Origin of the sequence: Aequorivita sp. H23M31, from assembly GCF_004022485.1 — a bacterium.
GTDB lineage: Bacteria > Bacteroidota > Bacteroidia > Flavobacteriales > Flavobacteriaceae > Aequorivita > Aequorivita ciconiae.
In genome coordinates this window covers 807,174-833,893 of sequence record NZ_CP034951.1, presented here as the reverse complement: position 1 = coordinate 833,893, position 26,720 = coordinate 807,174, and the positions used below count along the sequence as shown (strand labels likewise).

At 34.0% G+C, this 26,720-nt stretch carries 19 protein-coding genes and 1 pseudogene; all 20 read left to right on the top strand.

Going from position 1 to position 26,720, the window contains the following annotated elements:
* Positions 1-547 precede the first annotated feature (547 nt).
* The 20 genes and pseudogenes from EI546_RS03695 to EI546_RS03600 all read left to right on the top strand — a co-directional run bounded on the left by EI546_RS03695 (position 548) and on the right by EI546_RS03600 (position 26,693).
* Complete coding sequence (locus tag EI546_RS03695; RefSeq protein ID WP_128249280.1) at positions 548-3,832, top strand: helicase-related protein; 3,285 nt, start codon at positions 548-550, stop codon at positions 3,830-3,832.
* 586 nt (positions 3,833-4,418) lie between these two features.
* Positions 4,419-7,388, top strand: coding sequence for an Eco57I restriction-modification methylase domain-containing protein (locus EI546_RS03690; RefSeq protein WP_164905164.1), 2,970 nt, complete (start codon positions 4,419-4,421; stop codon positions 7,386-7,388).
* A 1-nt stretch (position 7,389) separates the two neighbouring features.
* Positions 7,390-8,949, top strand: a complete 1,560-nt coding sequence (locus tag EI546_RS03685) for an ATP-binding protein (RefSeq protein WP_128249278.1) — start codon at positions 7,390-7,392, stop codon at positions 8,947-8,949.
* 31 nt (positions 8,950-8,980) lie between these two features.
* On the top strand, positions 8,981-9,625 hold the full coding sequence (locus EI546_RS03680) for a hypothetical protein (RefSeq protein WP_128249277.1): 645 nt from the start codon (positions 8,981-8,983) through the stop codon (positions 9,623-9,625).
* A 12-nt stretch (positions 9,626-9,637) separates the two neighbouring features.
* Complete coding sequence (locus EI546_RS03675; RefSeq protein WP_128249276.1) at positions 9,638-11,299, top strand: hypothetical protein; 1,662 nt, start codon at positions 9,638-9,640, stop codon at positions 11,297-11,299.
* 5 nt (positions 11,300-11,304) lie between these two features.
* On the top strand, positions 11,305-12,087 hold the full coding sequence (locus EI546_RS03670) for a hypothetical protein (RefSeq protein ID WP_128249275.1): 783 nt from the start codon (positions 11,305-11,307) through the stop codon (positions 12,085-12,087).
* Complete coding sequence (locus EI546_RS03665; protein WP_128249274.1) at positions 12,080-13,582, top strand: DUF6339 family protein; 1,503 nt, start codon at positions 12,080-12,082, stop codon at positions 13,580-13,582. The genes EI546_RS03670 and EI546_RS03665 overlap by 8 nt, the downstream gene beginning before the upstream one ends.
* Before the next feature lie 213 nt (positions 13,583-13,795).
* Positions 13,796-14,926 (top strand): DNA/RNA helicase domain-containing protein, encoded by a 1,131-nt coding sequence (locus EI546_RS03660; RefSeq protein WP_128249273.1) that lies wholly within the window; start codon positions 13,796-13,798, stop codon positions 14,924-14,926.
* Between the two features lie 10 nt (positions 14,927-14,936).
* Positions 14,937-16,754: a hypothetical protein gene (locus EI546_RS03655; RefSeq protein WP_128249272.1), complete on the top strand. Its 1,818-nt coding sequence runs from the start codon at positions 14,937-14,939 to the stop codon at positions 16,752-16,754.
* Positions 16,755-16,778: 24 nt separating this feature from the next.
* Complete coding sequence (locus EI546_RS03650) at positions 16,779-16,958, top strand: hypothetical protein (protein ID WP_128249271.1); 180 nt, start codon at positions 16,779-16,781, stop codon at positions 16,956-16,958.
* Positions 16,959-16,981: 23 nt separating this feature from the next.
* The gene (locus tag EI546_RS03645; RefSeq protein WP_128249270.1) at positions 16,982-17,257 is read left to right on the top strand and encodes a hypothetical protein; all 276 of its coding nucleotides are present in this window, start codon (positions 16,982-16,984) and stop codon (positions 17,255-17,257) included.
* Positions 17,258-17,264: 7 nt separating this feature from the next.
* Positions 17,265-18,293: a PD-(D/E)XK nuclease family protein gene (locus EI546_RS03640; RefSeq protein WP_128249269.1), complete on the top strand. Its 1,029-nt coding sequence runs from the start codon at positions 17,265-17,267 to the stop codon at positions 18,291-18,293.
* A 2-nt stretch (positions 18,294-18,295) separates the two neighbouring features.
* Positions 18,296-18,700, top strand: coding sequence for a hypothetical protein (locus EI546_RS03635; protein ID WP_128249268.1), 405 nt, complete (start codon positions 18,296-18,298; stop codon positions 18,698-18,700).
* A 302-nt stretch (positions 18,701-19,002) separates the two neighbouring features.
* The gene (locus tag EI546_RS03630; RefSeq protein ID WP_164905163.1) at positions 19,003-20,361 is read left to right on the top strand and encodes a protein NO VEIN domain-containing protein; all 1,359 of its coding nucleotides are present in this window, start codon (positions 19,003-19,005) and stop codon (positions 20,359-20,361) included.
* Between the two features lie 229 nt (positions 20,362-20,590).
* Positions 20,591-22,354 carry an EVE domain-containing protein gene (locus EI546_RS03625; RefSeq protein WP_128249266.1) on the top strand — a complete coding sequence of 588 codons (1,764 nt, stop codon included), beginning with the start codon at positions 20,591-20,593 and terminating at the stop codon, positions 22,352-22,354.
* A 164-nt stretch (positions 22,355-22,518) separates the two neighbouring features.
* On the top strand, positions 22,519-23,826 hold the full coding sequence (locus tag EI546_RS03620) for an AAA family ATPase (RefSeq protein ID WP_128249265.1): 1,308 nt from the start codon (positions 22,519-22,521) through the stop codon (positions 23,824-23,826).
* Positions 23,827-25,119 (top strand): McrC family protein, encoded by a 1,293-nt coding sequence (locus EI546_RS03615; RefSeq protein WP_128249264.1) that lies wholly within the window; start codon positions 23,827-23,829, stop codon positions 25,117-25,119.
* Positions 25,119-25,655, top strand: a complete 537-nt coding sequence (locus EI546_RS03610; protein ID WP_128249263.1) for a hypothetical protein — start codon at positions 25,119-25,121, stop codon at positions 25,653-25,655. Before EI546_RS03615 ends, EI546_RS03610 begins: the two co-directional genes overlap by 1 nt.
* 94 nt (positions 25,656-25,749) lie before the next feature.
* A pseudogene (locus EI546_RS03605) lies at positions 25,750-26,010 on the top strand (transposase); the annotation flags it as partial.
* A 161-nt stretch (positions 26,011-26,171) separates the two neighbouring features.
* A complete protein-coding gene (locus EI546_RS03600; RefSeq protein WP_128249262.1) occupies positions 26,172-26,693 on the top strand; it encodes a 5-methylcytosine restriction system specificity protein McrC in 522 nt (173 codons plus the stop codon).
* Positions 26,694-26,720 lie beyond the last annotated feature (27 nt).

Here is a 26,720-nt window from a genome sequence, read left to right as displayed (position 1 = left end):
CCAAGGGTTAATGCATTTTATTAATAAGCATTATCCAAAGTCCATACAAGAACGACTTGCAAGTGATGCCGAATTTCGAAAATCCCAAATAATCGGTTTCGCTAAATACCTTGTTGAAGTTTTGTATTTAAACAAGTCCATGTTAGACTGAGACAAGGACAATTACAAATCGAACCCAAGTTCTAAACTTTAAACCTGCTATGGTTCCCGTGCGCTGGTTCCAGAGCGGAGTCGAAAGGAGCCGAGGCACGATTTCTCACATTAGCTGCGAAATTGATTTCTTTCCGGTTCCCGGGCTTTTCGCCACCGCATTAGAAAGGTTGATTCTGACGAGTCTAACGAATATAAAAGACGTTTTCTCAGAAGGCGTGAATACTAGAACTAACCAAATGATTGAGTATTTCAATTACCTCTTCCAATTGTTAAAATAATCCCAAGAGAAACCTTATATTTGGGGGATTTGATACAAACTTAGCTAGAATAAGGATTCCCGTAAAGAAAGCATTCTAGATTCCATTAAATTTGAGAACATAACCAAACCCAATTAATGTCAACAAAGTTTTTTACCAACCAAGACCAAAACACATTATTCAATAAATTTCAGGGGGTATTCGATAACAACAAGGATATTGAATATTTTGATGCATTGGTAGGATATTTTAGAGCGTCGGGATATTTTAAAATAAGACCGTTGCTAAACGATGTTCCTAATATTCGCATTTTGGTTGGAATAAATGTTGATGCTCTAATTTCCCATTATCAAACTAAAGGTCTTCTATTTCAAGGTGATGCAAATCAGACTTTAAAGAATTTTTTAGCTAAAACAAAGGAGGATATTCAAACAGCTAAATATTCAAAGGAGGTTGAAGATGGTATTCTGCAATTTATAGAGGATATCTGCACAAAAAAAATAGAGGTAAAGGCGCATCCTTCTAAAAAGCTACACGCCAAAATCTACATTTTCAAGCCTGAAAATTGGAATGAGCATAGGTCAGGAAGCGTAATAACAGGTTCATCCAATTTGACAGATTCCGGTCTTGGCAGTAATGCCAATCAATTCAATTATGAGTTTAACGTAAAGCTACAAGATTACGATGATGTAAAATTTGCTAGTGAAGAATTTGAAAGGCTATGGATTGAAGGGGTACATATATTGCCATTTGAGATTACTAAACTTAAAAAGCAAACCTATCTCAACGATGAATTCACTCCATTCGAAATTTATATCAAGTTTCTAATTGAATACTTCGGCAATAGTGTTGAGTTTGATCCAAATACAATCGATGACTTACCAGAAGGTTTTATGCGCCTTAATTACCAAACTGATGCTGTAAAATCTGGATTAAAATTATTGCGAGACCACAATGGATTCTTCTTAAGTGATGTAGTAGGTTTGGGGAAAACGGTTGTTGGAACATTGATAGCAAAGGAGTTTTTCTATACAAATGGTTTTCCGTCACATATTACCAACACTTTGATTATTGTTCCGCCAGCACTTAAACAGAATTGGGTGGAAACATTAGATCTCTTTGGTCTTCAGAACTACAGAATCATTACAAACGGTAGCTTACACAAGATAACCAATGCAAAAAAATACGATTTAATAATTGTAGATGAAGCACATAAATTTAGAAATGATAGTGCCGAAGCATATAATGAACTCCAAAAGATTTGCAAAACTTCAACAAACCACCGCTTAAAAGACGGCAGCTTTGAAAAGAAGAAGGTAATGCTAATTTCAGCAACACCTTTAAATAATAGACCAGAGGATATTGCCAACCAAATTTATCTTTTCCAAGACTCAAAAGATAGCTCCTTAGAGGTTGCAAACTTGCAACATTTCTTTCGACAACGCATAGACCGGTACAAAGCTCTTAAGAATGAGCGCGATGTTGAAGCTGTAAAACACGGAGTGAAACATATTTATAAAGAAATTCGTGAAAAAGTAATTAAGCCCCTAACCATACGTAGAACAAGAAGCGATTTAAAGGAGCACGAGCTATATTCAGCGGATCTCGAAAAGCAAGGAATTCGTTTTCCAGATATAGAAAAACCAAAAAAGATTTTTTATCAATTAGACGAAGATTTGGATAATCTCTATGATGAAACGATGCGACTTTTGGATAATGAAAGATATGGCATTAAATACTTCCGTTATCAGGCGATTAAATATTTAAAGGAACCACTACGCAGCAAATACAAAAATGCCGACGTAGCATCCACAGCATTAGCAAAATTAATGCGCACACTTCTTGTCAAAAGGCTAGACAGCAGCTTCTTTGCCTTCAAAAAATCCTTAGATAGATTCACAGAAGCTACCAAGATTATGGTAGATATGTTTGAGAATGGAACAGTTTATATAGCACCCAATCAAAAAGTGAATGAATATATAATTGACGGTAGAGAAGAAGAGTTATTGGCCAAGCTATTAGATCTTCAACTAACAGATCCATCCATTACAATTACTGAACCAGACCAATTTAGAGATGAATTTATTGAAATATTAAAAAAGGATTACGATTTATTAAAACCGTTAAATGAAAAATGGCAAAAAGTAACGGTTGATCCAAAGTTAGATGAGTTTTTAAAACGCCTAAAAGAGGAGTTGCTTGTAGCACCAGTAAATAAAACCGGAAAGCTTGTTATTTTTTCAGAAGCTATGGACACAACTAACTATTTGAGAGAAAAACTTGAAGAGGCAGGTATAAAAGGTGTACTGGAAGTTACGAGTGATAACCGGAATAAGCTTGAAAACGTTATTCGTGAAAATTTTGATGCCAATATTCCACGCGGAAATTATAAAAGTGATTTTAATATCATTATAGCTACAGAGGTACTTGCCGAAGGAATAAACCTACATCGTAGTAATGTTATTGTAAATTATGATACACCGTGGAACTCCACACGCCTGATGCAGCGTATAGGTAGGGTAAACCGAATTGGTAGTACAGCGAGTAGCGTACATATCTATAATTTTTATCCTACGGCTAAGGTTAATAACGACATAGAGTTGGAGAAACGAGCTATTATGAAACTTCAAGCTTTTCATAGTGCCTTGGGTGAAGATAGCGAGATCTATTCTCCAGATGAAGAAACGCAAAGTTTTGGACTTTTTGAGAAGGATATGGACGAATCCAAAGATGAGCGACTTGCGTTTTTAATGGAATTGCGCAAGTTTAAAAAGGATCATCCCGAAGAATTTAGGAAGATGAAAAATATGCCATTGCGTGCGCGTGTTGCAAGGAATAAAAAGATATTGGATAAAAATACTATCTGCTTTATGCGCAATAAACGTCGTGACGCTTTTTATTGGATTAAAGCAGATAATAGTATAGACGAATTATCATTTGTTGAAACCGCAAACGAGTTTAGATGCGATCCTCCAGAAAAAGCAGTGCCATTGCCAGATTTTCATCATAAGCAAGTTCAGATTGCCCACACAGACTTTAAGGAAAAGATAATGAGTGATTTAGTATCTCCCCAAGCGGTAGATACCACTCAAGGGCCAAATGAAAAACGAGCAAAAGCATTTATTAGTCAGCGGTTGAAATTACCCTTTATTTCAGAAGAGGAAAAAGTATTGATGAAAGCGGCAATAAAAGCAATATCCGTCGGCAAGTTTCAAAAGTTACAACGCGATGTAAATAAACTACAACGTGCTGTAAAGAAGACACCCGTACCGCACATTCAAGAATTGGAAGCTCTAATTAAAATATTACAACAATATCCGCTGAAGATGCAAAAAACTGAGGATCCAGCAATTGCAATAAAATCTATGGAGCAATATGCCCCAGAAATCATTATTTCAGAAACCTTTATACACACCAAGTGATATGAAAAAGACCGAAAAGGAAATACAACAACATCTAAATCATCGGTATAATCGCGATGAGTGGAAAGAATTACTTACAGATGTGTTTAAAGGTAAAGTACAACTGTTTAGGGTCCCTCAAGATGTAGAAAAAAAGGATAAAAAAATAGAGGCCTTCAGACAGTTGGGCAATTTACAGTTGGATGATGGTAAAATCATCGCACTTTATGAACTTAATGTTGCAAACGATGTAAATCTTCGAAATAACAGGGCAGGGCTCAATCAGATTATAAGCAGTACTATAGAAGAAAATGTAGTAGATGGTGTTTTGGCAATTTTCCAAAAGGACACCGGATATTATCGCCTAACATTTTCATCCTATGCCACAGATTATGACGAAAATAAGCAGGAATTTATTGAGCGCAGCACAGATGCTAAACGCTATACGTATTTATTAGGTGAAAACGAGCCCTGTCGAACTGCCGCAATACAACTAGCTTCCATACAAGATAAAGAAGAATTAAATCTAGATGATCTAGAAAGTGCTTTTAATGTTGAAGCCGTAAGCAAACTCTTTTTTAGCGAGTACATCAAGCAATTCGAAGCTTTGGTAGGGCAAATAAATCAAACTCCTTATCACTACATTACAATTTTTGAAAAAGAAGATGCTGAAGTTCGCAATTACGTAAAACGTTTTATGGGACGTTTGGTATTTTTAAAATTTATAGAAAAGAAAGGCTGGCTCGGGGTTCCAAGTGATAGAGAAGATTGGAAGGAAGGAGAGTACCAGTTTTTAGATAATGCTTTTACAAAAGCAATGGACGGTGGAAGCGCTGGTCAATTTGTTACCCAATTCTTAAACCCATTATTTTATGATGCTTTAAATACGCAACGGCCCAACGACATTTGGGTGCAAATAGATAAAAAAATCCCCTATTTGAGTGGAGGTCTTTTTGAACCCGATAGCAATAAGCAACAACAAATTGACTTTCCAGCGCCAGTGTTAGAAAGCCTCTTTAATTTCTTTAACCAATACAACTTTACCATAGACGAAAATGATGCCCACGATAAAGAGGTAGGGATAGACCCTGAAATGCTAGGTCATATTTTTGAAAATCTATTGGAAGACAACAAGGACAAAGGTGCTTTTTACACGCCAAAGGAGATTGTGCGTTATATGTGTCAGGAATCTTTAAAGGAATACTTAAAAACCTATTTAGAAAAGCAAAGCTTATGGCCAAATAATGAAGCTGAAAGTAATGAACTTGAAAAAACCATTGCATCATTTGTTGAGAAAAAGGAAACTGCCAAAATTGCCAAGTTTGATAAAGAAATAGCCACCGCATTAAAAGAAGTGAAAATATGTGATCCCGCAATTGGTTCAGGAGCTTTCCCTATGGGTTTGCTCAATGAGATATTTACAATGACTAAGAATTTACACGATGAAAGTCCTGACCGTGTAGGTGCAGTCTGGAAAATGGCGGGTGAAAGTTGGGAACCACATACCGTTAAGAAAAATATTATCCAAAACAGCATTTATGGTGTAGATATAGAACCTGGTGCTGTAGACATTGCTCGTTTACGTTTTTGGTTATCCTTGGTTATTGAAGATGAAACTCCTCGACCTCTACCTCATTTAAACTATAAAATTGTAGTGGGAGATAGTTTGGTGCCGAAATTAGAAAATACAGTTATTAATATTAATTGGAAAGCCAAGGAGGAAGATCAAGGCTTTTTTACTGGTCCTAAGACTGAACAAAAACTCGAATTGCTTAGGGAAATTACTGATTTGCAGAAAGAAGCTTTTGATCCAAATAGTGACGAAGAAGTTATTGCATTACAAATTAGAAACAAAAAGATTGAGCTTTTAATTATCCAATTAGAGATAATGATAGAAAAGCAAAATGTCACTAAAGCGCCAAAAATAACGGATTATCAAAACAGAAATAAATTGCAATTTCAAAATGACACGAAAGTGTATTTAGAAACATTAAGCTGGCTTGATCATATTAAACGTTTAGAGCATGCTAAAACATTAGATGAGGTTCCTTTACGGTTTTTTGATTGGAAGCTCGATTTTCCAGAAGTCCTTAATGAAGAAATTGCAAATGCGTATGGGTTTGATATTGTGATTGGAAATCCACCATATTATCAAATTCAGAAAATGGATGAAAAGGATAAGTTAGAATTAGAAAAAGAGAAGTTTGAAACATTTGCAAGAACTGGCGACATTTATTGTGTTTTTTACGAAAAGGGATTTCAATTACTAAAGGAAAAAGGAACCTTAATTTTTATCACTTCAAATAAATGGATGAAAGGAGGATATGGAAAAGTGTTGAGGAAATATTTTACTAAAGTTAATACATCAAAAATAATAAATCTCGGCCCAAATATCTTTCATAGTGCCACAGTCGATACTAATATATATGTAGGGAAAAATGAACCCTTTACCAATAATGTCAAGGGAATTTCAATAAAAAAGAGAAAGGATATACTGGTTTTAAATGAACAAGAATTTATTCCTATTCAAGATCCGAATGAAAATGCTTGGATTGTATCGGATGAGGTTGACTTAATTATTTCAAAAGGTTTTGAAAAATTTGGCAAACCTTTAAAAGATTGGGATTTAAAAATCTATAGAGGAGTTTTAACAGGATTCAATGAAGCTTTTATAATCGATCAAGTTAAGCGAGATGAATTGGTCAGAGAAGATCCAAAATCTGAAGAAATCATTCGGCCAATATTAAAAGGGAGAGAAATAGAGCGATATCATGCAGAATGGAGTAATGACTTTTTAATCAATACTCATAATGGTATAAAAGATATTAATTTAAAACCAATTTCTATAAATGACTATCCTTCAATAAAAAATCATTTGGAGAGTAAGGTATTATGGGATTCGGTTAAAAGGAGACAGGACCAAGGTGATACGCCGTTTAATTTAAGAAACTGCGCATATTTAAATGAGTTTAAGAAAGAAAAAGTTATTTGGAAACGTATAGGCTCCATAATGCGTTTTGCTTATTCAGACGAAGAGATTTATTCTTTGGATAGTACCTGTATTGCTACTGGAGAAAAAATAAAATATTTAACTGCCATTTTAAATTCAAAACCTGGACTATACCAATTATTAAAAACATCTCCTCAAACTGGAACCGGTGATCAAATTATAAGCGTACAAGCATTGGAGCCAATGTTTGTTCATTACCCTGATGCTCAAACCGAAAATAAATTCAATCTTTTGGTTGATTACATTCTGTTCATCAAAAAGGAAAAAACGTCTATTATCCCTAGGGTTAGTAACGAAATTCTCTCCAATCTATTTGAAAGTATTGTAGATATGATGGCATTTGAACTGTATTTTGAGAAGCACATGAAAGAGGAGAAAATTGATATAATGAAATTTATAGATTTTCCTCATCTTGAAGGTTTGAGCTCACCAACTGGCGTAAAGAAGATAATTGCAGAGCAGTATATTAATTTAAATAAAAATGACAATCAAATTAGGAACAGGATTTTACTTTCAACAACTCGGAGTCCACATATAATTAAGCGTATAAACGAAGCTACGGTTTAGGATGAAACTTCACGAATTACATATTAATGATTTTAAGTTTTTCTCACAAGTTGAAGGAGATAGTCCTTTGTTGAAAATTGATGGTAATCATTTATTGGTTTATGGAGAAAATGGAAGTGGAAAATCTACGATATATTGGGCTCTTTATACACTTTTAGAATGCAGCTTTAAAAAAAGTGATGATGAAGTAAGAAAATACTTTAAAAAAACTGGAGATGAGAGTTTGGTAAATATCCATGCAACGGGCACTAATAATACTTATGTAAAAACAATTCTAAAAGATGCTTTAGGAAATCCAAAAACTTATAGAGTTTCAAGAAAAAGTAGTGATATGTCAATCAGAGCCAACACAGATATTCGAGAAAGTAATATGGCTTCGGATTTTATCAACTATCGAGTTCTGTTTAAACTTCATAGTTCGAAACATTCAAATAAAAACAACCTTTGGAACTGGTTTCTTGAAGAGGTATTTCCTTATGTTAAAAAGAGTAGCGATCCCTGCTTAATTGAATTTGAAGCTTTAAAGGAAGGTCCAACTAAATTCTTAGACTTAAATGGAAATCAATTATTCCCTACAGCTTCTTTACAAGATGCTCCTTCAGATGAAGAAAAGATATTTTATCGTAATTATAGAGATTACAAGCAAAAATGGGTCACTTGGCATTTTTGGCTAGAAACATTTCTTACAAACATTACTACAAGGGCAAATGATTTAATCAATCATGACTTTAAATACAATTTTAAAATTGGGCTTAACATAATTAAAAAATTTCCCACTTTTCAAGCAACTGATGATAAAATAAAGTGGACAGATCCCGAAATAATTATTTCTATTACTGAATATGAAGGAATCCAAAATCCAGCTATTAAAAAACCACATACTTTTTTAAATGAAGCCAAATGGTCCGCGATTGGTTTGTCTTTACGGTTTGCAATCTTAGAAACAAGATTATACACGGCTGATCTAAAAATACTTGTTATTGACGATATGATTTTGAGTTTAGATATGTGCAATAGAGATGTGTTATTGGATATTATTCTAAATAACTATGTTAATGATTATCAAATAATTTTACTCACACACGATAGATTCTTTTACGAATTAGCGAAATCTAAGATTGCACAAAATGGGATTGCCAATTGGAAGTATTTAGAAATGTTTGAAGATAGTTCTGGGACGTTTCCAAAACCATTGATCATAGAAAAAACAAATCAAATTAGTAAAGTTTGGCAGCTATATCATGGAAAAGAGTTTTCAATGGCGGCTAATTGTTTAAGGAAAGCAACTGAGAAATTATGTAACGCTTATCTAAGTCGTCAAGAAAGAATTAATGTTAATTACTCAGTAAAGAACTTACATGAAATGTTAGAAGCCTTTCGTACTAAGGGCATGGCGAATGGATTGAATCAAAATAATTTAATTAAACTAATAGAATACAAGAATAGAATTCTAAATCCTAGTTCTCACTACGACATAGAAACGCCGTTATTTGAGACTGAGTTAAAAAGAGCTATTGAAACAATCGAGGCGCTGTCTATTGAAGCTAATATAAATGTTTAAGTGTCTCTATTTTTTTTAAAATCTGTAACTAATGTCCAAACTTGAAAAGCTATATAATTCCATTCAAAATCTCAAGGATTTAGGGGTAGAAATTCCGGAAACACTTATGGAAGAAACGCGTCGGGTGGAACAAGAAATTCTAGCCAATGATTTGATTCCGTCTCTGTCGGATGCCATTAAACCCATTGTTGGAAAAATGAGACGGGAGATGAAACTGGTTATTTGGTATCGCCCAAGAGAGGAATTAAAAATTGAGGTAAATCAACAGTCGGGAGAAATAGCTTCGGCATCTTCTATCAACATAGAAGATGCCACTTCCGTTTCTCATACTGAATTTGAGGATCCATCCGATATTCAAGAGGAACAAGAATTTTCCATTGCCAATCCAAGCCGTCTGATTGTTTATTTTCCTGATGGCACAATAATCAGAGAAGGTTATGCTGCCTATACTTTTTTCAAAACTATTGAAAGAATTGGAGCATTACGAGTAAAGGAACTTGGCTTAAAAATAAGTGGGGTGGATTTGGTTTCAGAGACTGATGATTCTATTTATATGCAACGTTTGGTTGAAGGAGGTTATTTTGTTTGTACCCATTCGAGTACGAAACAGAAGAAACAGATTTTAGATGAAATTTCGGATAAATTGAAATTGAATTTGAAAGTGGAGATTATTTAATATTGGAATATTATGAAAAACTATACTTGGAAATTTGAACAGCATCAGGAAGAAACCAGCACAATAGTTGGCTTCATACATAATGCGATTCAGAATTTCGCTAAAAATCCTATTCAATCTATTGTAAGAGAGGGGATTCAGAACTCCAGTGATGCCCTGGATGACACTGCTGGGCATACTCAAGTTAAGGTGATTATCAGAACTGGGGAGGTAGCGAAGGATGAAATTCCCAATTTAAGAGATATCGAAGATCATTTGAGAATTTGTAAAAGCAGAGACAACAATTCAGCAGAAAATAAAGAAATTCAACGCCATTTAAATCATATTGATAACGATAAATTTTTCTATCAATATATTGAGGTGTCTGATTATAATACGAAAGGAATGGATCCCAAGTCCTTTCTTTATTTCACCCAAGGTGATTTTAAATCGCATAAGGATGATCCAGGTTCCCAAGGAAGTAAGGGAGTGGGTAAAGCTGCATATTTTGCAAGTTCAGCTTTAAGGACGATGATAATCAGTTCGAAAAGTGATGAAGGCTTGCGATTTCGTGGAACTTCCCGCATTTCAACTCACAAAAGTCCTTTGGATGACTCGCAGAAATTAAAATATCAAGGTTATTTTGGAACTACGGATGTAGTTGATGAAGCAGATGTTCCTCTCCGATTTAGACGGTACGAAAAAGGCACTTCCATATTTATTCTGGGATCTTGGCAGGGTGCTGGTGATTTCAAAAAGAAGGTTATTACCGAGGTTTTGCGGAATTATTGGTTTGCAGTTGCTACAGATCAATTGCTCGTTGAGGTTGAAGATGAGGTTATTAGTTCTGAGAATCTGGAGGTATTAATGACCGATCATTTTCCAAGCTTTAAAGACCATAAAACCGGTCTTAATCAAAACCCAAGGCCATATTACGAAACCTATAATAAAGGAATGCGATATAATGAGCGGATTCCGAACATTGGGGAATGTAGTCTTTGGCTTTATAAAAATGATGAATTTAATCTTGGCGCTGTAGCTCGATTTCGAAAGACAAAAATGTTGATTTACAAGGAGGATAATCTGTACAGTGGGTACGCCGGGGTGTTTTTATGTGATGATCCTAAGGGTAACGTTTTTCTTAAAGATATAGAAAATGAAGCTCACGATGAATGGAATCCGAATATTAATCCAGAGAGGAAAGCCGATGCTCGAGAGACAATCCGCGCTATCAAAGATTTTATTACGGAATCCTTTGGAAATTATGCAGGCGTGGACGATTCCGATTCTTTTGGGCTTGATGATCTAAATGAAATTTTCAGCTTTACTGAACGAACTCCTGGATCCACGAAAGATAATAAACCTGATGCAGGACCAAAAAAATCTACTCCAGATCCTGATCCAGAACCACGGGATCGTTTGATTTCCCATCACAAATTCTCTGTAAAACAGAAGGGTGGAGAATATATTTATGATGTAGAATTTACCTCATCCAAGACTATCAGAAAACAAAAGATTAAATTCTCAATCGCAACGGAATCAAGTAGAGATTCTGTGGAGATCGTTGAACTCGATGAATATGATTTTGAAAATGATACTGTGATTATAGACGTGAAGAAAGGAGAAAATAGCATTCGTGGAATAAAATTTTCCACCCCATATTTAGTTGCGCCTGCTATAAATTCTATTAAATAAATAATATGAAATATTCAGTCAAATTTCCCTACGATGTTTTAAAGCACTCGCTAAGAATAAATGGAAATCCGTCAGAAGATTTTTATGAATACGAAATTTCGTTACCTCCAGCTGTCCATTCTGTTTTTATCAATGGAACTTCGGGAATAGGCTTTACCGATATTAATCTAGTGGCAGAGGTTAATTGTTCTGCTACTATGTACAGAAAGTGCTTTATATCTGAAGATATTGAAGATAAGAGTTTGAATTTCAAAATTCCTAAAAAAGCAGTAGGTGTAAATTTTGAAATAGACACAATGATTGTCGCAAAACGGCCCATTCCTTTAGACGGTCAAAGAATTGAAAAAGGAATGCCGTTGGCTCATTTAGGTTCACATAAATACAAAATAGATAAGAGTAGAATAGGTTTGATCGAATTTGAAGTGAGTAAGGCTAAAGATATCAGCTATTTATTTAATTCTCACACTATAAAAATTCAACTTCCCGAGGAGGTTTATAAGGAACTCGTTAAAATGAAGAACCGACCTGAAATCAAACATTTTCTCGCTTCTCAACTTGCACAAGTTGCGCTACTGGAAGCTTGTCAATTATTAGTAGAGAACGGGGGCAGCAACCACTTGGCCTGGTATGAAGAGCTTCATAAAAGATGGGTACTATTATCGGGAGGTGATAAGGATTATCCTGACCCTGAAGATCATTTAAGTTTGGTGAATCACATATTGCAGGAGCCGAGTTTAACCTTTGCACATTACTTGATAAATACAGCTAAAATTGAAAAAGATGAGTAAAAGGATTACAATTGAAAGCTTAACGCAATTACGAAAATCTTTTCGTGAAAATATTCAAGCGATTTTAGATGGACATGAATTTGATATGACCAGCATTGAAGTTCGTGATGTTCAATATCCGTCAATCTCACAACACACTTTGACTTCATTTTATCACCAATTTGAAACAGAACCTAAAAATGAATTTGAGTTAGCCAAGATACTGTACGAATCTCTTCCTTTGGATCCTCAAATGGCTTCAGATAATCTTTATTGGGTGTATTTCAATTTGAAATACTTCTTCAGCTATATTAAAAGGCGATGGATAGAGCACAAGGATGAAGATGATGAGGGAAAATTATCGGAACGTTTTGAGCGTTTTTTCCTCGCATTGAAGCCGTCACAGAATAATTTAATCAAATCGCCAATTGCAGGGTTATGGTGGTCAGTACATTTAACCATTAATGACGATAATCCTTCCGACAAATATCATTATACAAAAATATTTCTTTCCGACCGTAACTTGCGGGATAAGAACGTAGGGACGTATCAATTTATACGTCATCAACCTACGATATTTGCGTTGTTGGATTTTTACAATGAGAACAAAGATGCATCGCGAGACGGAAAAAGAATAGGATCGGAGGCCGTGGCCCAGCAAACGAGCAGAGCTCTTAATCAAATAGGAGCATTAACGGTTTTAAGCTTTCTGACACAGGAGGAAATTAAAGAAAAGTTGGACAGGTATAAGGAAAGCATATTAAATCGCGCACAAGGGGTGAAGGAAGGAAAAGTCAAGTCTCGCGAGAAAACTCAGAAAGAAGAAAGTACAGACGTCCCTGAGCAAAAGATTATTAGTGCGGGAAGCTATGCAGCAGAGCCCACAAGAAAAAATATTGAAAAACCTAATCCAAAATCGGTTTCTACAAATAACAAGAGGAATGGAAAATGGCTTCGGTATTTTAATTTAAATGACAACGGGGGCTATTGCGTAACCTCGGTACCTAATAATAATTATAAATATCAAGTTCCCATTAAGGAGGAGTTTCAACAGGGACATTTATTAATTTGTTACAATGAAGACGGAAATATCAACAAAGTCACGGTAGAAAGCCTTTTACGTCGAAATCGCTTGGAATATAAGAATGGTTTGTACGCAGGTCAAACATTGAAGAGATTATTGTTGATTCCTAATCAGGCAATTATTGGAATTTTTTATGATTATAATGGCGTCCGATATTTCAAAGCCCATTTATCATCAAAGTTCAAAAACAATAATTCCACTGTGGGGTTACAAGGGTATAAGACTTTATATGACCATTATGATTCAGGAACTATTGATTATATTATGCTTCCTAAAGACATTGAGGATTCTATTGATAAGTTGATTTTTAATTCCCTAACCGCTTTGGGGAAATCTATAAATAATCCTCATTACAGAGAGGAGTTTTTTGTTATTAGTAAATATGCCCCAGAGTATTTCACAGGAAGTGGAACTGGGAGTTTATTTGATTGAAAAACGCTAACTATATCATTGCAAAAATTGCATTACGGATTGAAAGTATAATCAATATCGAAAAAGTAAAAAGAGAGTTTATACTAAAAGTCTTTGCAGAAAGAAGTACAGGTGATTTTGGTATAAGAGCCTCGACAAAATACGATATCCTAATTGAAAATTATAAGTGGCAAAGTATGAATATTTTTTAGCAAAATTAAAATATTAATTTCTATGGCAAGAGAAGCTTGGTATATCAATGAGTCTGAGATGGATGATTTTCAGACACCCATAATCCAAAAGAAAATAGACCAGTCCTTTGTAGTAAAAGGTTGTGCTGGATCAGGTAAAACCGTTTTGGCATTATGGAAGGCACGAGAAATTAGCGAGGCTAATCTTGGCAGTTATTATTTTATAGTTTACACCAAAGCTTTGCGTCAATTTATTAATGATGGTGTTAACGAAACGGGGTTGGCGCAGGACCGCGTAGTACACCATTATAGATGGAAAAATGGTTTAAGACAACCAAATGCCGATTACGTTATAATAGATGAGGTTCAGGATTTCTCCCGAAAAGAGTTAATGGAACTTCAAAATTCGGCGAAAAAGGCTTTAATATTATTCGGCGATTCCGCACAGCAAATTTATAAAGGTTTAAAGCAGAATTTAATGACTATGGAGCAAATTGCCTATCATACTTCTTTGCCAATGGAGCAACTAGTTTTAAACCATAGATTGCCAAAGAAAATAGCACGAGTTGCTGAATATATTAATGGAACTGGAGATTCGCTAGAAAGTAGATGTACAAAAGAAGGAGCTAATAAACCATTTCTAGTAAAGGCCGGATCCTGGCAAGAGCAACTTAATTTTATTTCTGATACGATAGAGGAACGTGGATATACAGATGTTGGTATTCTTCTTCCAGATAATAATATGGTTAAAGCTGCTGATGAATATTACAAGGGGAAGAACTTTCGGGTTGAAGCTAAATATGATATTAGCTGGCCAAATGATACTAAGTTCACTTTAAATTTCCATAGTGAAAACCCAAAGATTCTAACATATCACAGTGCGAAAGGGTTGCAATTTGAAGCTGTATTTATTCCTAATTGCTCAAGTATTTTTTTACAAAAAGCAGATGGAAATCCTCTTTATGTGGCACTAACAAGAACATACCTGGATTTGTTCATTTTGTACACGGATTCTTTATCGCATTCATTGGAAAAAGTGTCAAAAAACTTATTTGAAGTTATAGAACTAGGTAACGGAAGTAAGAACTCTAGTGATTCAGTATCCAATAATTATAATCTTGAAATATCGAATAATTTTGATGATGAAGAGGAACATGATGATTTACCCTTTTAATAATTAGCGTATGAACAATTATTATTACATACCCGTCAATAGCTTGAACTTTAATAATATTCTTTCATCCGAAAGTATATCCCCTTTTTCGTTTTATGAAAAAAGGGGCTATGGTTTTAAGAGATTTGAGCGAATCAGTGCAAATCCTTTTCCTAATTCCATTTTGGCATATAGTAAGGTTACAATTGTGGATGCTTTAAAAAGTGACCGAGAAGAATTTGGAATTTATGTGGCTATACCTAAATCATGTTTTTCAAATAATCTCAGGGAGGTAAGAAGTGGAGAAGTAACTGTTTTACAAACAGATTCCACTATTTACCTAAATTGGAAGGAGTGCTTTTTTATTGTGTCGAGCGATATAGAAAAAAGTAAATTAATGGCTTCAACAAGAAGAAGTCTGGAAATAAAGCATTCAGATCTCTACTTGGCAAACATTTTTTTAATTGATGATTACAGGTTTGATATAGTTTCTTGGGATGAGAAATTTCTTGATTCAGTCAGAGATTATAAAAATGTAAATCACGAACAAATATTGATTGATCAAAAAATCAACAAACTTAAAGGGTTTATATATGGGTTTGTGGCAGGAAAATTAAAGGAACAACCCGATGAAATAGCTGAAGGGAAACGGTATTTTCAGGATTTTATTAATTCTTATTCTGTTTTAATAAATGAGCTTTCTGTTGTTTCGAATGAGAGAAAGTCTCCGAAGAGAGTTGATAAAAAACGAACAACTTCCGAATTCAGTCATCTTAAAGATATAAAGGAAAGGATAAGCATATTATTTAGTGAGAACGAACAAATAGAATTAGACAAATTTTTTAAAAATTCGTTTGGGATAAATAACGATCAGCTTGAGCTATTCCAAACGCTTAAATATAATAATACCAACAACTCAATTTATTCAATTGTTTCAGTTTTTTTAAAAGAAAGGAATAAGGATTTATATGGGATTGATGAATTATTAAATGCGTTGATTGATAATGCGGAAAAATTTCTCTCCCGCCCATCATCTCATGGCTATAAAGTGTTAGAAGAAACCTTCAATGACTACAGATTATTGATTGCTTCCAAGATATCTGAATATCAAAAAGAAACATCTCTTTCCGTAACTTTCGAGAATCTTCCTTTTAGCGTTGAAAAGGATTTATCAGTAAAAAAAGCCGAGTTTTCCGAGCTGTCAGATAGTGATAATAATTCATACAATCTTATTATAAATGAATTATTATCGAGATTAGAATTATCTACAACAGATGAAATTGCACAACAAAGACTTGATATCATTCAAAATACTGCACAAGCATTGAAACTAAACAACACATCTAGTACTGAGGATATAGAATATTTAAGACGGTTGTATAAAAGTTTAAAAACTGTTGGGGTTGGTTTTAAAATTGAAGAATCTTCCAATCTGGCATTACAATCATTGTCCTGTTTTATGGCACGATATAGTGAAATGGATAAACTACAGGATTATATGGAAAAAAATAAATATAAGAATTATGGTTTGACTTATGGCTTATGGGGTGCCGCATATGGATATGCTAATATTTCGAAAATCTTATTAGAGCCTTTGGAGACTATGGATGATGTCTTGAAAATTATTGAGAATTATACTTCAGAATTCATTTTAAATAGATCGATTGATGAACACAGGTTAGATAGATTTTTGGATACAGCTCAAATTACCGATTCAAAATCTCCAATAGTTGAATGGGTTATAAAAAAAGAGAACATTGTCGAGGAGCCTAAAATCACTTATAAAAAAGAGGAATCCTTCATTGATGTAATACAGGCAAATAGCACGCTTAATAAAAATCCTGATTGAATTATAACTTTAGAAAAATGCTGTTTGGCGATATTAAACGAATACAATCTTGAAAATTCATTGTTTACCAATGATTATAAATTACAGGAATTTAAAAGAATATTGTTAACCGAAAAAGAAAAGGGCAATCTCGTAGGTTTTGGGAATGCTAAAATAGAAGAAGCTGTATTTGAATTTAAGAAATATATAAATTTCATTGGATAAATTTTAGAGTTTTAGAATTAGTCATGAATAGAAGGATTGTAGAATACTTATATCACGGTTTTATGCCCTATGTTCCAAAAGATAAATTGGAAGCATATAACAATGAGTTTAATAAGAAAGGCAAGAATAGCTTAGGTTTCGTAAAGGAGTTTTTTCCTCGATATGTTGATATTCCCTATTACCATAAATTCCCCATTAGAGACTCAGATGCATTTTTGTTTAATTATTTCGTGATTGATTTGGAGTTGTATGGCTTAAAACAGACCAATACATTTAAAAAGTTTAAAAGATATTTTTAGAAAACATATGTTTAACAATCTCTACAAACTCTATCGAAACAATAACAGTCAACATACTCCTCTTGAGGATTTTAATACGGAGTGTTTTGCCGGGATTCTTAATTGTTATCCAGAGATATTGAACTCTTTTGTTGTCGATTTCTTGGATCTACCTTTAGGAGCATATAATGTATCCACTCAATTATATTATCCTTTATCAGAAGATCCTAACTGCATAGTGGATATGGTTCTTGAGAGTGATAATTGCATTTGTTTTATTGAAAACAAAGTAAACTCGGTAGAAGGGTTTGAGCAACTGGAGAGATACAAGAAAGTGTTGGAATCATTTAAAGGAGAAAAGGAAACTGTTTTAAGATACATAACCAAATGGAGTGATGTAAAAATAAATATTTCTCCCCGCTTCAAACAGTATCGTTGGTATGAGATAGCCGATTGGCTTCAGCGAGAGTTTGCTGAGAACGTATTAGTAACTAATTATTATAACTTTTTAAAATCACAAAATATGGCTCGAAAAAAGGAAATTACTACTGATGGAGTTATTGCTTTAAAGAATTTTTATGATGCTTATAGTACTGCCATTCTTCATTTAGAATCAGGACAGAAAATCTTCCAAAATTATTTCCCGAAAACCTTGACGCATGGGCATAATTTTCAATCTTATAAACGGATAATTGAAGGGCATAGAGTATATTATATAATCAGTGATCTATTTAAAGAGCATAAAAACTATCATTCAGAAATTTTACTCGCTTTTCATATTAGGGACGTGACATTTCAACTCCAGCTTTGGTTAAGTCTTACCCATCCATTAGGCCCAAAAATACTCGAACGAGTATCCGTGCTGAAAGATTTCGATGTTGCAAATAAAAATGAGCACGGGTTTATGATTAACAGAAATATCAAACTATACAATTTTATTGATGCTGAAGATGTTGATGGTGAAATAAAAAAATGGTTCACCAGTGGTTTTGATGTTATTAGAAATTTCATTGATGATAATCCTGATTTGAATTGGGATGCTAAAGTTTTGAGGTAGTTATGAAGAAGATTACGGACGGTTTTTATTTAGCTGATATTAATTACTGGTATGATCGAGAGGTTAGTTTAGATATTGAACTAATGGCAGAGTATATCGAAAACAATGAAATCAATAATCAAAATGCTCTGGATTCCTATTATAAATATAAAGAAGTAGACGCAATTCATAACGGTGAATATGATGTCCAATTTATAGAAACTTTCCGCAATTTGGATAATTTAGCACTACACAGTATTGAAGAAATTTATAAAGATTTTTACCCTCAATTAAATAGGCATAGCACCTTAGTTATTATAATGGGGATGTTCGAAAAACGGTTTACTTCCTTATGTGCTTTTGCTCAAAGACAGTATAAGATTAAAACTGATCTAAAGGAGATCCGGAAGAGGCAACCCACTTTATAGCTTGCTATTAAATCGTATTTAGTTAATGTCGTGGGAATTAATTTTAACGATAACTTAAATAGAATGTGGAGCGATTTAATGTGTTTACAAACCCTCAGAAATAACATTGCGCACAATTTTGGCCAGTTAGAGCAAAGTAATGAATACTTGCAAAATTTCATTTCAAAAAACGATAATATCGATATCGCGAAAGACACTCAAGAAATAAAATTCAATCACAGGTTTTTGAAAGACCTAGTCCCGATGTTTGAGAATATATGTTTAGAGTTACAGTCATCATTTCAAAACAAAGATATCGAACTATGACAAAAACTCTAGACATATTGATTGATGGGAGTGGAAGTATGGGTTACCTAAAGGGTTCTTTAGAAGAAAATAAATATTTGCTACCTGATGGAAACACAAGAACAACCTTGGTGAAAAAAATATTGATAGAGAACCTAAATGATACAATTTCTCTTTTTGAAAACATTACAATAAAATCTTTCAAAACTCATGAAAGTCTAGATAGCGAGTTAAAACCTATATTAATAAATGGAAAGCGGGATGTGAAACCTTACTTTCAAACTCATTATAATGGTAAATATTCAAAAAATCTCTTTATTCATAAAATTCAAGAAATCAAAGATCCCGAACCTGGGGCTACTGCGCTTTGTTGGGCTCTTGGCTCAAAATTATTAGTGAGTGGAAAACGAAAGAGTCATATTTTGGTTATAACAGATGGTGATAATAATGTTCATATTAATACACCAGAGAACTGGCAACAGCACATATTAGAATACATCAAAAAATATCAATTTGTAGGGAAAATTCATATTATAGGTATTTCACAAAATGATGTAGCCCGAAAAAGGTGTTCCATAGTTTGCAATCAGACTGGAGGAGTTTACGTAAACTTAAGTAAATTAGATTTTGACACAACAAAGTTAGAGTCATTATTAATTAATTTAAAAGTGGATGTAGTTACTGATGTTATAAAGGAAAATATTTTTAAAACCGTAATACAAAATGAATCCTCAACTTTAAGAAATGAAAATAGCGAACCACCAAGTAAAGAAGAAGATAATAATACTACTGAAGATAGTACCACCCAGATTTCACTTGAGTCATTAAAAATTCAAGTCGATTCTCATACCAATACACTACAAGGGATTTCCGTACAACTCCAAAACATCATAGCATTATTAAAAGATAAAGATAAGTTACTGAATGCAGATGAGGAAGTTGCTATACATGAAAACAGCGAATACAATTCTAGAATTGGCCGTAAGGCTGAAGAGTTTTTATATACAGTTTTGAGTAATAAAAAGTGGGAATCCGTAGAATGGATGAATAGAGATGGAGAAAGTTATAAGTCTTTTGATTTTATAGTTAAGGATAAAGGTAGCACTGTTTATTATGAGTGCAAAGGTACTAGTGGAGACCTATCTGAATTTCATTTATCTAAAAATGAATGGGAGTTTTATCTCCAAAATAAAAACTCATATCGAATTTGCTTTGTTTCGGATGTAGAGGGAAATCCTAAAGTTTATAGATTGAAAGATTTATTGAAAGATATTGAGGAAAGGAGAGTAAGACTACATAGTGATAAAAACCGAAAAGTTAAAGCAGGTAATGTTATGTTTTTTCTCAATAAGGAATTATGTGAGACTTTAAAGTAATCTATTGAGAGGCTAAAAGATTGGTATGATATTACCTCAGACGAACAATTTTGCAGATTAAAATGTTGTCGTTAAAGCGGTCCCAAAGAGAGAAATAGAGGGGATAATGATTTAACGAAATAAATAAATAGCTTATTATTGGCTTTACTGTAATTAAAAAAATTATGGATAATAATCCTGATTTTGATGCTAAAGTTTTGAAATAAAATCAATTATAAACAAATTCAACATGTCTTTTGAACCTGAAAAAATAAAAAGAGATCACGTACTCAAAGCCTTTGCAGAAATAGATAAAGGTGATATTGGTATAAGAGCCTCGACTAAGTATGATATTCTACATCAAGGTAAAACCTATCCGCCAAAAGATACGATGCGGCTGGCCCATGAGTTCGCAACAGGGGAGTACTTATGGCATCCAGGAGGAGGGAATCCTACCAATAAATATATTAAGGCATTAGGCTTTCAGATAATTGACAAAGGGGAAAATGTAAACTCAAATGTAAAGCAAGAATTTGCAGCTTGGCTATTAAGAAATGGACCTAGTAGTTATAAGCAGTATTACAACAATTCAATTGAAGAAGTTAGTAATAGGCTTGAGGAGATTAACAGTTATTTTGCAGACCGTAATTTATTTTTAGCTAGTAAAGAAAGTTATAAGGATTTAATAAATTATATATCTGAAAATGTATACGGAAACACTAATCCGGACATAGAAAACTTTAATAAGTATAGTCAGGACAAGGGAAGTGGCATACCAAAGGCAATTTTAGGCAAAAAGAATTATTTTAAATTTCTGGAGAGTAAATTCGGCTCAGTAAAAACTATAAACTATTGGATTTTTCAAGGCAATCCGAATATATATGATATAACGAATGCATTGCGCAATGACCATTTGAAAAGCTGGAAGGTCACTACCCATAAAGATAAAATTATGGCTGGAGATAAGATTATTCTATGGAAAACGGGTGAAAAATCGGGATGTTATGCTTTGGCTGAAGTAGTTTCAGAGGTAGGGATGATAGTAGAAGAACCAGAAGAGTTTCAATATTATTTATCATCGTCTGCTACTGACAGTGATAATGATCGAGTAAAAATAAAAATCACGAAAAACTTGGTTGAAAATCCAATACTTAGTTCAGAAATAAAAAGCCTTCCAGAATTTGCAAGTTTTAAGGCAGGAAATCAAGGAACTAATTTCACTGCAACTGAAGAGGAATATAAAACAATATTGGGAATGGCAGAAAACACACATTATACTTGGCTCCCCACTTATAAAGGCATAGTAGAATATTTAAAAGGTAAGGAATATGACCAACTCGGATTGATTCAATTATTAAAGGATTCGGGATGTGACTTATTTAATGACAGGGATGAAAATAACAATATGGTCCCGCTTGAGGAAATAGATCCTTTGACTTTTTTCTGTTATATCAATAAATACTTTACCCAACGCCTACAAATCTTACAAAACTTAGCGAGGAAGATTGACCTTCCCATTCCAAAAGATGATTTTGGCATTCCTACCACTAACCCTCAAAAAGTATGGCTTTTCCCTTATAAACCTTTTAGAATAAATAATGAGATTAATCGATTGTGGTCATTCTTTTATGCGATAACTGAGAACAGAATAACTGAAGAGTTATTTTTAGATATGTTGAAAATTAAGGGAGTAGGCAGAACCAAATTAACGGAAGTACTCTTTTATGTTGATCCCGAAAACAATTTTCCAATTAATGCCCCTACGAAGCCTTACTTAAGAGATGTTTTTGATATTGATCCAAACTTTGAGTCCTATGCCGACTATAAGAATATATTAGCGCAAATAAGAGAACAGACCACTAAGCCTTTCTACCAAATCTCTTATGAGGCATGGCTGAAGAATATAAAGCCAGTTAAAAAGAACGAACCGATTAAACCTCCTAGCATTATGAAAACACCACTTAATCAAATATTTTTCGGCCCCCGGGTACAGGTAAAACTTATAATACCATAAACGAAGCCATTAAAATTGTAGATAATGATTTTTATATTCAAAATAAGAAGGATCGAAAAAAATTAACTGAAAGATATCGTGAATTATTAATTACCGATTGGAAGGACACCAAGGGACAAATTGCTTTTTGCACGTTTCACCAATCATTTAGTTATGAGGATTTTGTGGAAGGTATAAAACCTCAAACTAATGAGGACAAAAACGTTTACTATGACGTATTGCCTGGTATATTTAAAAGAATATGTGAATTAGCCGATAGTAGTCAAAGTGCCAGTAAATTAAAAAAGCAAGGAAAGATATCTTGGTCAGAAGAGGAGTTCGGCAAGTCATTTTTTTATAAACTTTCATTGGGGGAGTCCAATAATCCTGACGACCAACAAATTTATGATTACTGCATTAATAATAACTGCATAGCTATTGGTTTTGGACAGGATACCAATTACAAAGGAATGACAGAATCCGAAATAAAAAAGGATTGTGAAGAAAACAATAGAAGTAGCTCAGCAGGTAGTCAGCTCAGTACTTTTATTCATGGATTATCAAAGGATAATTATGTGCTTATTAGCAATGGAAATCAATTTGTTAGAGCTCTGGGTAAGGTCACAAGTGATTACGAATATCGTGATGACTCACCTATTAGGTATACCCATTTTAGAAAAGTGGAATGGATATTTGTTAATGAAAACATTCCTATTGAAGATATTTATGATACTAATTTTACTCAGCGGAGTATCTATAAATTAGACCATGATAAATTGAAAATGGAATTTTTCGTTCCGCAAGGGACTCTGTGGGAAATAGCTCATGAAGAAAAAATTAAGCCTTATGTACTAATAATTGATGAAATCAATCGCGGTAACGTTTCTTCTATTTTTGGAGAACTTATAACACTTATTGAAGATGATAAGCGGGCTGGAGGGAATGAAACATTAGAAGTGGTACTTCCATATTCTAAAAAAAAATTCAATGTTCCGAGCAACGTATATATAATTGGCACAATGAACACTGCCGATAGGAGTGTAGAGGCATTAGATTCCGCTCTAAGAAGGAGGTTTAGTTTTAGGGAAATTCCTCCGAAATCTAAACTTATTATAGAAGAGGGCAAAGCGAAGGATGGAGTGGTTGACGAGATTAATTTAAATGATTTGTTGGATAAAATTAATCGTAGGATTGAAAAACTGATAGACAAGGATCATAGGATCGGCCATTCGTACTTTTTAAAGGTAAAAGATTTGCGTTCGTTAAAGGCATGCTTTAAGAATGAAGTAATTCCGTTGTTGGAAGAATATTTCTTTGGAGATTATGGAAAGATCGGTTTAGTATTGGGCGATAGTTTTGTTGAGAAGAAAAAAAATGAAAGGAGTGTGTTTTCTAAATTTAATGGTTACGAAAGTGATATTATTAGTGACCTTGAAGAACGTGCGGTTTATAAAATTAAATCTCCTAAAGCCTGGGATTTTAAATCAATTTAAATGAGAGCTCCAATTCGCGTTTTTGAGTATGAAAAATTAATGGCTGACTCAGATTTTTTCCCTAGTCAAAAAGTGGGCAAACGAGTTATCGATAAGTTATGGGCTTATAATGATGCCAATAGAAATGTTTATTTTCAAGCTATTCGAAATGGTGTTAAATTCAATAGTTATGTGGGAGTAATCCAAATTGGAAGTACTGTAATTGAAATACTTCCCAAAACGAATAGAACTCAGAGAATTGATAAAGATGATGTTCTGCGCGAACAATGGCAAAAGGTGCTATTGTCAATGTTGAAATACTGCAAAAAAATAAAAATAAGTGCCGCATCAGAAGCTAGTCTTTCAAAAAGATACAACTCTTTACTGGATTTATACTTTGAAAAGTATATTGAAGAAGTAAATCAACTCATTCATAAAGGGCTGATAAAGAAATATATACCAGTTTCTAAAAACATTCAAACCTTTAAGGGACAGATTCAATTTGCACAAAATATTCAAAGAAATGTTGTGCACAAAGAGCGTGTATTTACAAGACATCAAGTATACAGTAAAGAGCACGAACTTAATCAGATATTACTCAAAGGATTAAAGGTGCTAAAGCTCATTTCCACTAATCCCTACTTACAAGATAAAATTAATCGGACTTTATTAAGCTTTCCTGAGATTGAAGAAATTGAAATACATAAAACACATTTTGATAAAATTGTTATAAATAGAAAAAACCAACCTTATCAAGAAGCATTGCAGATTGCTAAGATGATAATCCTCAATTACTCTCCCGACATAAAAGGAGGGGATGAAAATATGTTGGCCTTGCTATTCGATATGAACAAGCTTTGGGAAGAATATGTCTATCGGATGTTGGTTAGAGCCAGTGAAGCACCAACAAAAATCCACTTTCAAAATCAGCAGGACTTTTGGAATAGCAAAAGGATAAAACCAGATATAGTAATAAAAGATCTGGATGGGAAAGATTATGTCATTGACACTAAATGGAAAATGATAGATCCCAAGTTTCCATGTGATAATGACTTGAAGCAAATGTATGTTTACAATATGTATTGGAATGTGGATTTAAGCATGCTACTTTATCCGTTTTGTGGACATACTGATTCTATAAAAGGGAAATATCATAAAGGAACTATTAAAAGGAAGATGGAAAATGAAGAAGAAGATATAAACACTAATTGCAAGGTTGCATCTATAGAAGTTGTTGATAGTAAAAACAGCTTAAATTTGTATATTGGAAAGGAGATTCTAGGGCTCTTAAGGGCTTCAATAGACATAAAGTAATGATCATTATACTGGTTATCATCATAGTTATTCTTATAGTTGTGATTATTTACTTATACGTCCATAATCGAGGATTGCAACTTGTTCTGCAGAAAGCGAGAAAGGATATAGGGAATGAAACGTCTGAAATATTGACCCGAAAAAGTGAATCTCGATATGACCATTCTGCCCGAAAGAAAGTGGGAAAGTGGCAGGCTATGGAAATTGTAAATTCCTTCCTAGGTAAAATAGAATTAAATAATTCCAATACCAATTATTCAAGCATCAATACAACCGTGCCAGTTTGGTGGTTTGATATAAACAGAACGCGATTCTTAGATGATTTACATTTAATTCTTGCAAAGGACCACGGTTTCGTTTGGTTGAAAATTCCTAAAGGAACGATTGAAGATCCTAGTCGTATATTTTATATTCGGCCAGATAATGGATTAGTACAGCTTAAAATTTCATCTGTAGATGGATCTGACTATTTAAGAGATGTTTCTAGTGGAATAGGGGATTTTAGGTTTTCAAAATATGTAGAAATGGAATTTTAAGGGACTATCTCATAAAGTGTGTAAATAATAAAATAGCGGGGGCCGGCCCCCGCTATTTTATTATTTAGTTTTTAATCTTTAACTTTTACACATTATGAAAGACGATTTAATTTCAGATGATTTTCTGAAGCAGTTCAAGACCCACGAGAAGCTCAGCGGTTTTTTAAAGCACATCCAGAAGCGTGGGATCGAAAAGATGCTCGAAGGTGAGCTCGACGGCCACCTAGAATACGACAAACACCAGAGGTCCAATGGAGGCAACTCGCGCAACGGGCACTCCCGGAAGAAAATAAAAACCTCCTTTGGCGAATCCGAGATTGCCGTTCCCAGAGACCGTGAGGCCTCCTTCAACCCCCCTCCCCCCTCCCTCGCGATTGCATCGCGTGGCACCACGAATCATTTTTTGATACATTTTAGAAAGTGACCAACTTTAGGTTACGTGGCGCAACTACAAATCCAAAAGGATTGAATCTCGAAAAATAGAAGCTATTTAAGGAAGACGGGGAAAGGAACGCGATGCAATCCCGCACTGGGGGTAATGTACTCATCGAAATGGTTCGCATTACCCGAAAACTAAAAGTTAACCAAGTAGGTCAAGCAGACGTCGATATGAATAGCCTGTGGGAAGAATATATACTGGTGCAATTAAAAAAGGCCTGTCTAAACACGCCCTACAGCGTATCAGAGCAGCAATCCAAGTCCTTTTGGGGCAATATGAGCCTCCGCCCGGATATCATCATCAAAAAAGACAATACGACCCAGGTGATCATCGACACCAAATGGAAACAAATAGAAGCCAAGAAACCCTCCACAAACGATTTGAGGCAGATGTACGTTTACAATGATCATTGGCAATCTAAATTTTCAATTTTGCTTTATCCCGGAGCAGAACAAACTCCCATTTTTCGCCGTAAGTTTTCCTATCCAGATCATTTTTGTGGAATTTTAAAGATCAATATATTGGATTTGGATGGCAAACTGGATAAAGGAATAGGGGAGCGGTTGGTTGACTATTTTCAAGAGGATGGGTATTTATAGACCTAGGTATAATCTATTTTTAGGAAT

Coding starts and splice junctions, on each gene's coding strand:
- EI546_RS03695 (WP_128249280.1), top strand. CDS start 548: ATGTCAACAAAGTTTTTTACCAACCAAGACCAAAACACATTATTCAAT.
- EI546_RS03685 (WP_128249278.1), top strand. CDS start 7,390: ATGAAACTTCACGAATTACATATTAATGATTTTAAGTTTTTCTCACAA.
- EI546_RS03680 (WP_128249277.1), top strand. CDS start 8,981: ATGTCCAAACTTGAAAAGCTATATAATTCCATTCAAAATCTCAAGGAT.
- EI546_RS03675 (WP_128249276.1), top strand. CDS start 9,638: ATGAAAAACTATACTTGGAAATTTGAACAGCATCAGGAAGAAACCAGC.
- EI546_RS03670 (WP_128249275.1), top strand. CDS start 11,305: ATGAAATATTCAGTCAAATTTCCCTACGATGTTTTAAAGCACTCGCTA.
- EI546_RS03665 (WP_128249274.1), top strand. CDS start 12,080: ATGAGTAAAAGGATTACAATTGAAAGCTTAACGCAATTACGAAAATCT.
- EI546_RS03660 (WP_128249273.1), top strand. CDS start 13,796: ATGGCAAGAGAAGCTTGGTATATCAATGAGTCTGAGATGGATGATTTT.
- EI546_RS03655 (WP_128249272.1), top strand. CDS start 14,937: ATGAACAATTATTATTACATACCCGTCAATAGCTTGAACTTTAATAAT.
- EI546_RS03645 (WP_128249270.1), top strand. CDS start 16,982: ATGAATAGAAGGATTGTAGAATACTTATATCACGGTTTTATGCCCTAT.
- EI546_RS03640 (WP_128249269.1), top strand. CDS start 17,265: ATGTTTAACAATCTCTACAAACTCTATCGAAACAATAACAGTCAACAT.
- EI546_RS03635 (WP_128249268.1), top strand. CDS start 18,296: ATGAAGAAGATTACGGACGGTTTTTATTTAGCTGATATTAATTACTGG.
- EI546_RS03630 (WP_164905163.1), top strand. CDS start 19,003: ATGACAAAAACTCTAGACATATTGATTGATGGGAGTGGAAGTATGGGT.
- EI546_RS03625 (WP_128249266.1), top strand. CDS start 20,591: ATGTCTTTTGAACCTGAAAAAATAAAAAGAGATCACGTACTCAAAGCC.
- EI546_RS03615 (WP_128249264.1), top strand. CDS start 23,827: ATGAGAGCTCCAATTCGCGTTTTTGAGTATGAAAAATTAATGGCTGAC.
- EI546_RS03610 (WP_128249263.1), top strand. CDS start 25,119: ATGATCATTATACTGGTTATCATCATAGTTATTCTTATAGTTGTGATT.
- EI546_RS03600 (WP_128249262.1), top strand. CDS start 26,172: ATGCAATCCCGCACTGGGGGTAATGTACTCATCGAAATGGTTCGCATT.